This window comes from Pararhodobacter sp. SW119, assembly GCF_017811755.1.
In the GTDB taxonomy this organism is placed as follows: Bacteria; Pseudomonadota; Alphaproteobacteria; order Rhodobacterales; family Rhodobacteraceae; genus Pararhodobacter.
On sequence record NZ_JADDJF010000067.1, the window covers coordinates 1 to 13,371 of the forward strand.

The window sequence follows — 13,371 nt, forward strand, 5'->3', positions numbered from 1 at the left end:
AGGCTATGACGAGGGCAAGCCGATGCGGGTTGTGCCCAGCGCCGCGGCGATCACCCGGATGGAGGAATGCTTCGACTGGCTTCTGTGGCTCGACCCCGAAGATGCCCGGATCGTCTGGCTGCGAGCCGAGAACATGCGCTGGCGGCAGGTCTGCATTCGCGCGGGTTCCGTACGATCGACCGCCTGGCGCCGCTGGGTGGCCGCCCTTGTGACGATCTCGAAGAAGCTGGAAAAGCAAGCGAAAACAGCGGTGAAGAAGAAAGCTGCAAAAGAGGCCGTCGCAACGCCCGGCCCCCGACCCCGCACGGACGCCGCAAAGGTGCAGGACAACGGGCAGGATGCGTTGAACTTCGGGCGCGACATCCGCACCGGTTTTGCGGCAAATAAGGGATAGGCTGAGAGAGGGTGCGGGCATTGACCCCACCCGGATCGGCCACACAATCGGGCGCCTCGATCGCCTCCCGTACGCGCCATGCCCCGGATAGGTTCTTCCCGGGCCCGGGCGTATGCGGGGGGCGGAAGCGCGTTAATCCGCTAGCGTCAAAGGAAAAATCGGGGTTCGCACCCTGGGTGCGCATTGCGGGGTGCGCAGGTGCGCGGGGCCGTGCGCACTGGCCAAGATGGGGGAAGAATGCAAATCATCGACATGCCGCTCAACCGGCTGATCCCCTGTATCCTCGAAGCGTTGGACCGAAAGAACCGAGCCGCGGAGCATACCCAACCGCCTTCACTGGCCCCCTTCGAACACGAGTTCTGGCAGAACGACTTCCCATTCGTCGCGGCGAAGCAGATGATGATAGGCCTCGTCGCCGTCCTCCTTGCGCCACCTCAGGATCGCCGCGACCTCACCGCGGAGGAACCGTGCACCTTCAGGCGGGACGAAGCTACGAGACATCCGGGCGAGGAGCCGGCCTTCGACATCCCGGACAAGCCAACGGTCGTGATCGCGGGCAAGGGTTACAGGCGCTCCAATCCGCGCGGACTGGATGGCCCCGAGCGAGGGATGACCTGCGGCGAGCCGCCCCGCGAAGGACAAGTCCACCAGCCTGGGATCGGGCGCAATGTAGCGCAGGCGGCTTTTCGGCAGGGCGTCTGGATCGGGGGTGACGCGGCGCAGAAGGATCGCCGTTCCCTCGGGGCTGACGAAGCGATGAACCCCGTCGGTCAGGATTGTCAGGCTGGCCCGCGCGCGCGTCGCGGCGACGTAGAACAGGCGGCGCGGGGCGTCGGCGTCCTCGTTGCGCGAGGGGCGGTCCCAGCCACCGTCAAGGATGGCGACATGGTCGAACTCGAGCCCCTTGGCACGGTGGGCGGTGAGCAGCAGGAGCCCCCGCTGTTCGCCGCGGGCTTCCCGCGCCCATTCCCCGAACCACTGGATCAGATCCGGCACGGGGGCGGCCTTCTCGACCAGTTCGCGCGCCAGGTTGCCAATGCCTTCTCCGATGAGGTCCGTCCAGCGCGACTGAGGCAAGCCGTTCAGGATTTCCGTCAGGTCGGCGATGGTCAGCAGGCGCGTGCGATCGGCGAGAAGCGCGCGGATGAACCTCTCCATTTCGCGCAGGCGCCAGACGCTGGGAAGAGTTTCGTTTGCGAGGTCGACCGGAAGGCCAATTCTCTCCGCTAGGGCACGCACCGGTTCGAGCCGACGCCATTCGCGCGCGATGATCGCGGTGCGGCGCCATGACCAGTCAGGATCAAGCCGCGACAGGCGCACGAGTTCCTCGACGGCCGCCACGGCTTGCGCTGAATCTCCCGGGCCGCACTCGAGCAGGCTCACCCGTCCTTGTGCGACGGGATCGAGCGCGGCCATGTTTCCTCCCGGCGGAGACTTTGCCCGCGCCCGGTTTACCGTGATGTCGTGGCCGGCCTTCATCCGCGCCGCAGCAGGGGCGATCACCGCATTGGCGGCGGTGATTATGTGCGCAGTCGAGCGGTAGTTCTCGGTCAGATAGACGGGCTTTGCCGCATACTCGGCCTCGAACCGCCGGATGAACTCGACCGAGGCGCCCGCGAAGGCGTAGATGTTCTGATCATCATCACCCACGGCAAAGAGGCTGATCCTGAGATCGGGATCCTCGAGCGACCGCCCTGCGACCGCGGCGATCAGGGCGTACTCCTCCGGCCCGATATCCTGATACTCGTCCACCAGCAGCCAACGGAATCCCTGGATCAGAGTGTCGCGCAGGGCCTCAGCCTCGGGCTTGGTCAGGCCGTCACCGCGCAGAAGCCGCACCGCCTCCATCACGATCCCATCGAAGTCGCGCGGGCCATCGCCGACGAAACTCGCGCCCACAAGCCGCATGGCCAGCGCGTGGCAGGTTGACACTGTCACACCCGCGGCATCCTCGCCAATGAGCCGCCGCAGACGCTCGCGGATTTCCGCAGCAGCGTGTCGGTTGTAGGTGAGAACCAGAATGCCCCGCGGGTCTTCGCGCCGCACACGGATCAGATAGGCAATCCGGTGCACCAGCGCCCGCGTCTTGCCGGACCCGGGCCCCGCCAGAACCAATACGTTGGTCTGCTCGCGATCGTCGCGGACGATGTCCTGCTGCACCGGGTTTTCCAGCGCCTCGACGATCGCCTTCCAGGACGGGCCAGTCGTCTGCCGGCGCAACTCCGCCCCTCTCCCCGGCAACCAGCGGCGCAGGAAGGCGTCGCGGTCGAGAACGAAATAGTCCTCTGAGAGCCGCTGCGCCTCATCCATCCGGGCGAGGCCCTTTTCGGCATAGGCCGCCATCACATGGGTCTGGATCGTCTGTTCGGTGTAATGCTCGTCGAGGGGCGTGAAGTGCTGTTCGGTGAACCGCCCACCCTTGGCATCCAGATGCACGGTGATCGCGGGACGGAAGACGGTCAGGCCGCGCCCCAGCGTCACCACTTGCTGTTCGTGCAGCCACAAGAGCACACGGTCCATCAGCCGCGTCATGTCCTGCACCGCGCCCCGCAGCAACGCATCCCCATTCAGCGCCGCCAGCATGTTGCCGAGCGTCGTCTCCACCTGAATATCCTTGCCGCGCGTGCCCTTCGTGACCTTGCCAATCAGATGAGCCAGAAGAATCTGGGCTCCTTCCCGCCGTAGCGATGCGGTCTGCTCCAGCACAGACCATGACCGCTGCAGCCGCAGGAACAGCGTATTGCGGCTGACCTTCCGCAGGTGCAGGTTGCCACGCCCACCGTCCTGATCCCGGCCATCATGGGCGATGCCGCGCAGCAGCACCTCCACCAGGTCCGGGCGCACCCCGGTGTGCCCCCGGTCGCGCAGCGTCTGGCAGGTCTCGGTGAGGTTCAAGGGCTGCGCCTCGCCGCCCTCGGCCTCCGGCACGGCCTCACGCATCAGATCGATCAAGTCCTTCTCCATCCGCGCAGCCATCTCAAGGCGGCGCATCGAGGAGTCCTCTACACCCAGATGCACGAAGACCGTGACCGCCGTGTCGTTGCTGGCAATGCCCAGCGCTTCCAGATCGGCGAGCGCCTTTGTCAGCGCCCTTCCCGACAGCCCGCAGGCACCGGTCAGATCGTCGGTCGAGACGCCTTCATCCGGGGCGGCGTTCATCACATGCCGCACGAGGTCGAGCAGCTGCCTGCGCCGCGTACCAGTGATCTGAACACGGTCCAGGATCGCGGCAGCTTCCTCGACGTTGCGGATGCGGAGCGAGGAAGGGAAGACCTGTACCCGGTTCTCTTCCCGCGACAGAAGCTTCGCTTCCTCGAGCCAGGCCACGGCCGTCTTGACCCGGGTGTCGTCCGTCGCCTTGTCGCGTTCGAACTCCTGATCCTTCTCCTCGCGCACGATCTCGCCCGGGGTCGCAACCACCTCGCCGGTCTTCATCCGTGTGTCGAGCCGGCGCAGAGCCTTCAGGATCGCGCCAATCTCATGTCGCGCGAGGCGCGATCGGGCGGACAGGCTGAATTGCCGCTCCACATCCTCAGAGGCGAAGAGCAGCACGCAACTTGCCGGCTCCCTGTCGCGACCGGCACGACCTGCCTCCTGCAGGTAATTCTCCAGCGACCCCGGAATGTCGCCATGCACGACGAGCCGAATATCGGGCTTGTCGATCCCCATCCCGAACGCATTGGTCGCAGCAATCACCCGCAACGAGCCTGTGCGAAACTGTTCCTGCACCTCACGCTTGCGCTCGGCCGACAGACCGGCGTGGAAGTAATCGGCCGCGAGCCCCTGCTCCTTCAGGAATTCCGCGACCCTTTCCGCTGTCCCGCGCGTTGCACAATAAACCACCGCCCCCGATGCCCCCTCGGCGGGCAGGTTCGCCTCGATGGCGTTCAAGATATCGCTGAGCTTGGTGGCCTTCTGGGTTGGAAGCACGGCAAAGCTCAGGTTCGTCCGTACCGCCCCACCGTCGAGCAGCATCAGATCCACGCCCACGCGGCTCTGGAAATGATCCCGGATATCGCGAACGACCTCGGGCTTGGCGGTCGCGGTCAGGCACAGAACAGGTGGCACGGCATCCCCTGAGAACTCGCGGATGAACCGGCTGACATAGCGATAGTCCGGCCGGAAATCGTGCCCCCATTTCGAGACGCAATGCGCCTCATCGAGCACCCAGAGCCCCACCTCGCGCTGCTGCAGCACCGTGCGGATCGAGACGGAGCGCAGCTGTTCCGGCGAGATCAGCAGGATCGCCGCATCGCCCATCCGCACCCTTTCGAGCGCATCGTGACGCTCCGGCAAGGACAGCATCCCGTTCACCGTGACCGCCGAGGAGATCCCGGCGCGCTGAAGCCCCTGCACCTGATCGGCCATCAGCGCGACCAGAGGCGAGATCACTACCGTCAAGGCCCCGGTCTTGTCGAACCGTGACAGAGCCGGGATCTGGAAGCAGATGGATTTGCCGGTGCCCGTCGGCAGGATACCCAGCACGCTCTTTCCGGCCATCGCTTCGGCGACGATGCGTTCCTGTAGGGGCCTGCCCATCTCGTCCACTGGTTCTGGGCGAAAGGCCGGGAACCCGAACCACCGCTCCAGCGCCTTCTCCGGGTCGTTCTTTTCCGCACACCAAGCGCAGGCCCCGTCGCCGCAATTCGTGTCGCGCAAATGCCGCACGATGAGCGAGGCTTCACGAAACTGCATGCGCACCCAAGGCGGCATGACGGAGTCCCCGCCCGCCACCGAGATCCACGACAGCGCATAGGCCATGGGCCAACCCAGGCGGGGATCGGACAGGCGGCCAATCGTCTGATCCAACCGGTGGGTGCAGGCGTGATCGGTAAGCAGGCGGCGGATGGCGGCATGCGCCTCGTCCGCGTCCGGTGCAGAGGCACTGCGCAGGTAACGGAACAGTGCGTCGAAGCCGCCCGCAGTCTCGCCGCGCGTCGTCAGGTGGTGATAGGTGAGAAGGGCATCGGGCGTCGCCACCCTGACATTCGCGAAGGCGGCCATCTGATCCCCCAGCACCTGCAGCACCAGACGCGCATCCAGCTCGGGGTCGTTCACATGCCCGGCCTGCAGACGACCGTCCTGATAGTGCTTCACAAGGTGATGGTAGGGATTGCGTGGGAAGGCGAGCGGGTTCAGCCAGAGCGTGTCGATCGGGGCTGCGCCCAGGGCAGCCAGCCGCGCCCGGTTCGCCACCAGATGCGGCAGGTCATGGCGCAGGATGTTGTGGCCAATCAGATGCCCGGCGCCCTCGCAAAATGCCTCCAGCCGATCGAGAGCGGGCTCAAGTGCCCCGCGTCGATGCACCAGTGCTTTCTCACCATGCACGGCCGCGAAGGCGAACAGCCGCGCTGACTTCGGATCCACCTCGAGATCGACCGAAACACAGCGGGACAGAAAGGGGCTGGGGTCAAGGGTCACACGTTCAGCATCCTGAGGTCCAAAAGCGATAGCAGCTTTTCAAGCCTCTGATAACTTTGCCCGATTAACAAGGAACCATCATCGCACCGGATTTGACGCTGGTGCTCAGGAAGCACGATTGACGTGTCTGTCCCCGCCCACAAAGCGTCCCACACTTCATCGTCTGGACATCACGTCACTCCGGCAAGAGTGCCTTTCCCTTGTTTGCCACATGTTCTGTCTCTATATTGCGTCAGATCGTGTGGAGACCGTCATGCACCTTGAATCCTTCGCCGAAAACGGCGTCTTTGCCCCGGCCCGCATCGCGGCTGTGCTGCGCACCACCAAGGACGAGGTGGCACGGACGGTCGGGCTTGGCCGGGACGCGCTCATGCGCGCCGATCGGGTGCAGAGCCCGAAGACCCAGAAGCGTCTGCGCGAGATGGTCGAGATCCTGAACCGGGTGGAGCCACGCTTCGGCTCGGCGCTGATCGCCTATGCCTGGTATCGCTCGGAGCCGCTGGCGGGCTTCGACGGGCTGACCGCCATGCAGCTGGTGCGCGACGGCCGCGCGGCCGAGGTGATGGACTATATCGACGCCGTGGATGCCGGCGTGCATGCCTGACGCCGCATGCGCTATGCGGGCCTCCTCTATCGGGCACTGAACCCGGTCTATGCGCGCGAGCCGCTGTCGGGCGAGGGCGCGCGGCGCTACGGCGGGCGCTTCAACCCCAAGGGGATGGCCGCGCTCTACACCTCGCAAACCGTGATCACCGCGATCCGCGAGGCAAACCAGATCGGCACGCTGCAACCCACGACGCTGGTGGCCTACGAGGCTGATCTCGGCCCAATCTTCGATGCGACGGATGCCACCGCGCTGGGCGCAGAAGGGGTCACACCCGAGCAACTCGCCGCCGACGACTGGCGCCTGAAAATGCTGGCAGAGGGCAAGGCGCCGACGCAGAAGCTGGCCGAAAGGCTGAAGGCAGCAGGTTATGCCGGATTGCAGGTGCGCTCCTTTGCCAAGGGCGCAACAGAGCAGGATCTGAACCTTGTGCTCTGGGACTGGGGTGCGGAATTGCCCGCGCGTCTGCGACTGGTGGATGATGAGGGGCGCTTGGGCTGACGGGGCGAGTGCCGTCCTGATGCTGGCGCCGAATGACCTTGCTATTGCGCCAGTTGGCGCCGAAGCTGATGAAATGTCAAAGATACTTGTTCCCACAAGCGGGCCGGAAGACTGGCAGAAGCTCCTTGCGGACCCGGGAAAGCACTGGCGACGCGGATACTCTGCGATGGCGGCGGCATTGTCGTGGGAAGCGGCAAAAGGGTTGCCGCCGGAAATCCGCGAAATTCTCGGCGACGGCGCCGAGCTACTCCTTGCAATCCCCGAGCACAAGGTTCCGCTCCCCGGCGGCCAGCGTGAAAGCCAATGCGATATCTTCGTGCTCATCAGGACAGAGGGAGGGACATGTGCGGTCTCGGTGGAAGCGAAGGTGAACGAAACCTTCGGCCCGACCATCGGAGAGTGGATGAAGGAACCCAGCTCCGGACGCACCACACGCCTGACGGCAATCTGCGAGATGCTTGGGGTGCCCTACCCGCCGCCCAGCGATATAGCCGTGATCGCGGTTCCACTGGTCGAGATCGCGTAGCGCCTGCGCGAATTCCTGGTCGGTCTCGCAGACCTGCCGGGTCACATCGCCCTCGGCGTAATTGAGGATCACGCGCTCGGCAGACGAGGCCCATCTGCCGAACCACGAGGCATCCTGCGCGGTGTCGACCTGCGCCCAGCCGCGGGCCGGGCTGCAGATGCCGAAATCGTAGCGATACCGATCGCCGGGCTCAAAGCTGCGGATGATCTTCACGCTGCCGCCTCCGCGCGGGCCTCGAGGGCGATGATGCAGAGGTCGCGATAGCGAGCCATCGCCTTGGGGCTGGAAGAGACCGGGTTGATTTCGAAGGCGCGCAGGGCCTCGATGTCACCGGTGCCGGCAAGCTCGGTCAGCTTGGCGAGCTTGTTGCCGAACCGGGCGTGGGTCGGCGCGGAGAAATCCGGCGGCTCGGGCAGTTGGCCCTTGTGCGCCTCGGCTTCGAGCTTGTCGTAATCGATCCGCGTGCGCTTGGGCGCGGCGGGTTCAGGCGTTGCCGCCGGCTCAGCCTTGGCGCTGGGCGCAGCCGCCGGCACGGCCTCGGCGCTTGGCGCCACCGCAGCCTCGGCCGGGGCCGGCGCCATCGGCCCGGTGTCGCGCCAGACATAGCCCTTGGGCGTGCGCAGAACCTCGATCCGATCGTCGGGGATGCCGGCGCGCTGGGCCGCGCGGCGGGCGTTGAACTTCTTGGTGTAGATCTGCATCTCGCTGGTGTCCATGGCGGTTTCGGTGGCATCGGTGACAAGGGCCGAGCGGCCCTCGGGGGTGAGCGCGTAGATCATGGCGCGCTTGCCATTGGCGATCTCCGCCTCAAGCCGGGCGGCAACCTCGCGGGCCTGCGGCAGGGTCGGGGCTTCGGCCTTGGCGTAGCGCCCCTGCCCCTGGAAGAGCGCGACCTCGAAGCGCTCGGCGCGGGCGATGATCCGGGCGGCGGCCTCGTCGGCGGGGTGAACCTTGGCGGGCATGGGGTGCTCCTTTCTGGCTGGTTGCGGTCTCACTCAGGCTCGACCGCCGCGTTGGCGCAACTCCCAATCCACTGAAAAGAGGATGTTTTTGAATCGATGGGGCTCTCTCGGCGGGCATATGCAGTGCATCGTGGATGCAGCGAAAGCGCAGTGCGCAAGGCGATCGCCACCGGGCGGATCGTGACGGAAGCAGACGGTGCGATCGCTGCCTCCGGAGCCCGATCGCTCCGGGCTCTGACACCAAGCTTGAATCAACTTCGCAGAACTGGAAAGACCGCAAAGGCGACCTGGCCGGCGAGTCCGATCAAGTGCGCGGGCTGCGCGTAGAGCGCGACATGGTCCGCAAGCGCCCTGCCGGCGAGCCAGACCGACAGACCGGCCTCGCCCAGCATCAGCAGCACGAAGGCCGTCGTCCCCATCGCGACCGCCTCGGCCACCGTGAGGCGCCGACCGCGCACGAGCCGCCCGCAGATCACCCAAGCGGCGGTCAGGATCACCGGCAGTTCCAGAAGCACCGCGCCGACTTCGCCCATGACGGGGATCAGGACAAGCGTACGGAGCGCGCCAAGGACGAAGCCCACAGCGAAGACCGTGGCGAAGTAGAAGAGGCCAAGGCGCAGCGCAGCGATCATAGAGAGGACGTGTCCGCGAGGAAGTCCGCGATGCGCTGGCGGACCTCGGCATGGTGGCCGAGCAGCAGATGGCCGCCGGTCTCAAAGCCAAGGAACTCGGTGCCGGGGATGTGCTCGGCGGTGAAGGCCGCCGTGGAGAACGGGGTGATCCGGTCGTCGCGGGTGTGCAGGATCAGGACCGGAGCTGTGATCGCGGCCGGGTCGATGGGGTGGGCGGGGTCGATGGCCGCGCCTTCGTTCGCCAGCCCCCCGCGGCGGACGGTGACCGGCAGGAAAGCCGCGATCATCGCATCAAGGAAAGTGGCCTCGCGCGCGGTCATCTGCGCGGTCAGCTCGGGCCGGGCGTCGAACATCGGGGCGAGCGCGCGGGGCGACAGACGCAACACCATCCAGAGCGGCAGGTCGGTGGCAAAGAGCGTCTCGTAAAGCCAGAGGGGCACGGGCAATTCCTGCTCCTCGGCCGTGAGCGGCGCATAGGGGGCGAGCGACAGCAGGATCAGCGCCTGCGTGCGATCCGGGTGGCGCAATGCGAATTGCAGCGCAGGCGGCACGCCGCCCGACATGGCCAGCAGCGTCACCCGCTCGATGCCGATGCTGTCGAGCATCTCGGCAAAGGCATCGGCCTGTGCAGCGGTCGAGTGATCGGCAGGCAGGCTCGATCCGGGATAGCCGAAGCGCGACGGCGCGATCCATCGATAGCCCTCGGGCAGGAAGGCCCGCGCCAGTAGCGGCCCTTGATCGTAGCCGCCGCCTGCGCCGTGGATCGCCAGCACCGGCGCGCCTGTGCCGCCCTCGGCAAAAGCGACCGGACCGAAGCCCGTCTCGACGACACGCGCCTCGGCGGCAAGCCGCGCGTGGATCGCCCGCATGTCGCGCTGATGGGCGAGCCCGACAGCGCCCGCGCCGAGCGCCAGCGCCAGAAGGATCAGCCAGCGCGCGCGCCGTCTCACGGCAATGCCTCAGGCATCGATCACCGCCGCGACGGGGCGGCGCAGCGACCGGGCCATGGGCGGTGCGTAGCCGAAGCGCAGAACCATGTCGGGGCGGCGGTCGCCGAGGCCCAGCAGCGATTGCAGCTGCGGGCGCGTCGCCGCCACCTCGACCGGCTGGTTGAGATGCGCGTGCCGGATGCCGAGGGCCGTGGCCTGAAGCGCGAAGCGCTGATAGCTGCGCCCGGCCTGCACCCAATGCGCAGGATCGTCGCGGTCGGAATGGATGATGGCAAGGCCGGCCGAAGAGCGCACCTGCCGGGCGTAGCGGTCGTTCTCGGCTTCGACCGTGAAGAAACGGTCGAACATGAACCGGCCTAGGGGCGTCGGCAGGCTCGGGTTGCCGGAGGCGGCCGAAAAGAGCCCGTCGCTCGACTCTACCGCGGCGCGGGCATTGAAGCGCAGCCAGGACTTCAGTTCGGCGGCAAAGGCCGGGTCCGAGACCTGCGCGGCATTGGCGGTCAGGATCAGCTCCAACACCCGCATAATCAGCGCGGGATCGGTGATCAGCATCACCTCGGCCCCGTCCACGCGCCCCGCCTCCTCCAGCGCCGCCAGATCAGCCGCCGGGACCGCGCGGCCGTCATAATCCGACCGGGTGCATTGGCGTGCGAGGATCGCCTCGAACAGGGGATCCTGCCCACCCCCGTGCCCGAGCGCGATCTCGACCCGCCCCTCGCCCTCGGGCACGAAATCGAGCGCGGACGACCGCTCGGCCGCGCCCGCCGCAAGCATCAGGTTTTCCGCGGCGCAGCCGAGCGAGGCATAGAGATGGTGGTGGTCGGCATCGGCCACAGGCAACGCGCGGGTCATGTCTGGGAGGATCGCCACCCCGTCCACCGTCTGCCTGAACCGCCAAGCCTGGGCGTTGTGGCTGTTGGCGGCCAAGGTGGCGTAATGCACCAGCCCGTCAAGGCTGCCCGGATCGCGCGGCGACCACAGGGCATTGGTGGCAGCGTCATGGTCCGGCCCACGGGTCAGCATGTAAGCGCCTGACGCCGCGAGGGCGAGCGCACCGCCGGTCAGCAGCAGGGAACGACGGGAGGGCATCAGGATACTCCGGTGATGGACGGCGAGAGACATACTCCTTACCACGATTCTGCATTGCAGCGAATTGACCTCGGTCATGCGCTGCGGCGCTCCGGGACTATCGACGGGGCGTCCTGTGGACTACGATGCGCGGCGATGACGAACCTCACCGTCGATCTTGTCCAGGCACAGGCTGGGCGCATGTGCCGGTCGCGCCATGTGTATGGCGCCGTTCTGGCCGTTCATCATGCGCCGGAGAACGCGCGCTGCGTCGCGGCTGCGGGCGACCTGCGACCCGAAAGCCGGTTCTTCGCGGCCAGCGTCACCAAACTGGTGATCACCATCGTGGTCATGCGCATGGTCGAACGGGGGCAACTCGCGCTCGACGATCCGATGGCGCGGTATCTGCCCGCCGACCTGATCGCCGGGCTTCATGTGATGCGGGGGGTCGACCGGACGGGCCAGATCACGATCCGCCACCTGATCTCAAGCCAAACCGGCCTGCGCGACTCTTTCTCGCTCAAGGGTCCGGACGGGCGCAGCCACATGGCGGCGCTGATGGCGGGCGAGGACAGTGCCTGGCCGCTGGAGCGCACACTGGAGGCGGTGCGCGGCCTGCCCGCCCGCTTCGCCCCCGGCGCCCCGGGCAAGGTAAACTATTCCGACACCAATTATCAGTTACTCGGCCGTATCCTGGAAACGGTCAGCGGCAAGGACCTTCCCCGGCTGCTGGCCAACGAGGTCTTCGCGCCGCTGGGGCTCAGGGACACCTACATCTAAGCCGGTCCGGCAAACGATAGTCCCGCCCCGTTCCACGCCGGCGCCAAAGCCCTGCGCCTGCCCCGCTACATCGCCTCGATCAGCGCCGAGGGCGGCGCATAGGAAATTCCCGCGCGGACGCGGATCATCGCGGTTTTCGCGACGCCAAGCTTTTCGGCGATGAGATCGGCCGTCCGGAACCCGATGCCGCGGATGTCGCGCGCCAGTCGGTAGGGGTTCTCGCTCATCACCTGAATGGCGTCCGTGCCGTAGGTCTTGAAGATGCGCACGGCGCGGGCGGTTCCCACGCCATGCTCGTGCAGGAACACCATGATCTCGCGGATGACCTTCTGGTCCGCCCAGGCCGAGGTGATCTTGGCGGCCCGCATCGGTCCGATCCCCTCGACCTCGCGCAGACGCTCCGGGGCCGCCTCGATGATGTCGAAGACGTCCTTCCCGAATAGCCTGACCATCCGCTTGGCATAGGTAGGGCCGATCCCGCGGATCATGCCTGAACCGAGATACTTCTCGATACCCTCGATGGTAGAGGGGGCCGAGACCTTCAGGAAATGCGCCTTGAACTGCAAACCGTGATTGCGGTCGTTGAGCCAGATGCCCGATGCCGTGATCCATTCGCCGGCCGAGATCATGGCGGCATGGCCCACGGTGGTCACCAGATCCCTGTGACCCCGCGCCTTGACCCTCAGCACGCAAAAGCCGGTTTCCGGGTTGTGGAACGTGACCCGCTCGACCAGACCGGACAAGACCTCAGAGGCTGATTGCGATGTCGGTGCCGGCTTCACGGGCTGCGCTCGATCGGCTGTCTCCGAGCCGTGGCAGGGCTGGCCCCCTTGACGATGGTTCTCACCATGACGCGATTGCGCCCGATGGAAGCACCGTCGGGCGCGCTCCGTTTTCAGGACGCCCGCGCGCCTCCTCGTTCAAAGCGAGGGTCCATCACATCCCCCGTCCGTACCAGCGAACGCGCCCGACGATATTGATCTCGTCGGTGGTGCAGTCATGGGGCGTGTAGCGCGGATTGACGGAAATTATGCGCAAGCGCGGCGGGTCGCTCATCGGCACGTGTTCCAGCCGCTCGGCCACGAGGCCCAGTCCATCGTGCAGCACGAAAATTCCAGGCGGAACCGGATTGCGCTGGTTCATGTCGACGAGGATGACATCTCCCTCGATGAGGGTCGGCATCATGCTGTCACCCTCCACGGCCAAAACGCGCAGCATGGAGGGGGTGGCCCTGAGCCGATCGCTTGTCTGAGGTCAGCGCCCATGGGTGTCAATCAGCATTGAATCGGGACCCCGTATCGGCACGCAAAAGGGACCCCTCTGGCGCATGGGTAGCTGACCCGAGGCGGCGGAGCTATCAAGCTGCGCAGCCGGCTCGGTTCAGCGGGCGTCTGGGCGTCAGGCGCGGGTCTTGAACCGCCAACTTTCGTTGCCGGTCTCGACGATGTCGCAATGGTGGGTGAGGCGGTCGAGCAGCGCGGTCGTCATCTTGGCGTCGCCGAAGACGCTTGGCCATTCGCCGAAGGCGAGGTT

The 13,371-nt window shown here is 66.4% G+C and carries 13 protein-coding genes; 5 read left to right on the forward strand and 8 right to left on the reverse strand.

What is annotated here, in order from left to right:
* Positions 1–394 (forward strand): DUF6362 family protein (locus tag IM708_RS18710; RefSeq protein WP_245243318.1); only part of this gene is annotated, 394 nt, incomplete at its 5' end.
* Between the two features lie 333 nt (positions 395–727).
* Here IM708_RS18710 and IM708_RS18715 read toward each other — a convergent pair.
* The gene (locus IM708_RS18715; protein WP_245243321.1) at positions 728–5,398 is read right to left on the reverse strand and encodes a RecQ family ATP-dependent DNA helicase; all 4,671 of its coding nucleotides are present in this window, start codon (positions 5,396–5,398) and stop codon (positions 728–730) included.
* Between the two features lie 670 nt (positions 5,399–6,068).
* Between IM708_RS18715 and IM708_RS18720 the strand changes: the two genes are divergently transcribed.
* The 3 genes from IM708_RS18720 to IM708_RS18730 are packed head-to-tail and all read left to right on the forward strand — an operon-like array spanning position 6,069 to position 7,446.
* A complete protein-coding gene (locus tag IM708_RS18720) occupies positions 6,069–6,419 on the forward strand; it encodes an antitoxin Xre/MbcA/ParS toxin-binding domain-containing protein (protein WP_209428090.1) in 351 nt (116 codons plus the stop codon).
* 6 nt (positions 6,420–6,425) lie between these two features.
* Positions 6,426–6,920: an RES domain-containing protein gene (locus IM708_RS18725; RefSeq protein ID WP_209428091.1), complete on the forward strand. Its 495-nt coding sequence runs from the start codon at positions 6,426–6,428 to the stop codon at positions 6,918–6,920.
* A gap of 19 nt (positions 6,921–6,939) precedes the next feature.
* On the forward strand, positions 6,940–7,446 hold the full coding sequence (locus IM708_RS18730) for a hypothetical protein (protein ID WP_209428092.1): 507 nt from the start codon (positions 6,940–6,942) through the stop codon (positions 7,444–7,446).
* Positions 7,447–7,655: 209 nt separating this feature from the next.
* Here the strand turns inward: IM708_RS18730 and IM708_RS18735 are convergent, their stop codons facing one another.
* The 4 genes from IM708_RS18735 to IM708_RS18750 all read right to left on the reverse strand — a co-directional run bounded on the left by IM708_RS18735 (position 7,656) and on the right by IM708_RS18750 (position 11,079).
* Positions 7,656–8,408: a hypothetical protein gene (locus IM708_RS18735; RefSeq protein WP_209428093.1), complete on the reverse strand. Its 753-nt coding sequence runs from the start codon at positions 8,406–8,408 to the stop codon at positions 7,656–7,658.
* A 251-nt stretch (positions 8,409–8,659) separates the two neighbouring features.
* A complete protein-coding gene (locus IM708_RS18740) occupies positions 8,660–9,040 on the reverse strand; it encodes a hypothetical protein (protein ID WP_209428094.1) in 381 nt (126 codons plus the stop codon).
* A complete protein-coding gene (locus IM708_RS18745; RefSeq protein WP_209428095.1) occupies positions 9,037–9,990 on the reverse strand; it encodes an alpha/beta hydrolase in 954 nt (317 codons plus the stop codon). The genes IM708_RS18740 and IM708_RS18745 overlap by 4 nt, the downstream gene beginning before the upstream one ends.
* A 9-nt stretch (positions 9,991–9,999) precedes the next feature.
* Positions 10,000–11,079 carry a Tat pathway signal protein gene (locus IM708_RS18750; RefSeq protein ID WP_209428096.1) on the reverse strand — a complete coding sequence of 360 codons (1,080 nt, stop codon included), beginning with the start codon at positions 11,077–11,079 and terminating at the stop codon, positions 10,000–10,002.
* A gap of 135 nt (positions 11,080–11,214) precedes the next feature.
* Here IM708_RS18750 and IM708_RS18755 point away from each other — a divergent pair, with 135 nt between their 5' ends.
* Positions 11,215–11,838, forward strand: a complete 624-nt coding sequence (locus IM708_RS18755; RefSeq protein ID WP_209428097.1) for a serine hydrolase domain-containing protein — start codon at positions 11,215–11,217, stop codon at positions 11,836–11,838.
* Positions 11,839–11,903: 65 nt separating this feature from the next.
* Here the strand turns inward: IM708_RS18755 and IM708_RS18760 are convergent, their stop codons facing one another.
* The 3 genes from IM708_RS18760 to IM708_RS18770 all read right to left on the reverse strand — a co-directional run.
* Positions 11,904–12,581 carry a helix-hairpin-helix domain-containing protein gene (locus IM708_RS18760; protein ID WP_245243319.1) on the reverse strand — a complete coding sequence of 226 codons (678 nt, stop codon included), beginning with the start codon at positions 12,579–12,581 and terminating at the stop codon, positions 11,904–11,906.
* A 193-nt stretch (positions 12,582–12,774) separates the two neighbouring features.
* Positions 12,775–13,056 carry a S24 family peptidase gene (locus IM708_RS18765; protein WP_209428098.1) on the reverse strand — a complete coding sequence of 94 codons (282 nt, stop codon included), beginning with the start codon at positions 13,054–13,056 and terminating at the stop codon, positions 12,775–12,777.
* 180 nt (positions 13,057–13,236) lie between these two features.
* The coding region (locus tag IM708_RS18770) for an ATP-binding protein (protein ID WP_209428100.1) at positions 13,237–13,371 on the reverse strand (135 nt) is incomplete at its 5' end.

Bases quoted from the DNA above. Each gene is read 5' to 3' on its own strand.
- IM708_RS18720 (WP_209428090.1), top strand. From the start codon at position 6,069: ATGCACCTTGAATCCTTCGCCGAAAACGGCGTCTTTGCCCCGGCCCGC.
- IM708_RS18735 (WP_209428093.1), bottom strand. From the start codon at position 8,408: ATGCCCGCCAAGGTTCACCCCGCCGACGAGGCCGCCGCCCGGATCATC.
- IM708_RS18765 (WP_209428098.1), bottom strand. From the start codon at position 13,056: ATGCTGCGCGTTTTGGCCGTGGAGGGTGACAGCATGATGCCGACCCTC.
- IM708_RS18740 (WP_209428094.1), bottom strand. From the start codon at position 9,040: ATGATCGCTGCGCTGCGCCTTGGCCTCTTCTACTTCGCCACGGTCTTC.
- IM708_RS18715 (WP_245243321.1), bottom strand. From the start codon at position 5,398: ATGGCCGCCTTCGCGAATGTCAGGGTGGCGACGCCCGATGCCCTTCTC.
- IM708_RS18730 (WP_209428092.1), top strand. From the start codon at position 6,940: ATGCTGGCGCCGAATGACCTTGCTATTGCGCCAGTTGGCGCCGAAGCT.
- IM708_RS18725 (WP_209428091.1), top strand. From the start codon at position 6,426: ATGCGCTATGCGGGCCTCCTCTATCGGGCACTGAACCCGGTCTATGCG.
- IM708_RS18750 (WP_209428096.1), bottom strand. From the start codon at position 11,079: ATGCCCTCCCGTCGTTCCCTGCTGCTGACCGGCGGTGCGCTCGCCCTC.
- IM708_RS18755 (WP_209428097.1), top strand. From the start codon at position 11,215: ATGACGAACCTCACCGTCGATCTTGTCCAGGCACAGGCTGGGCGCATG.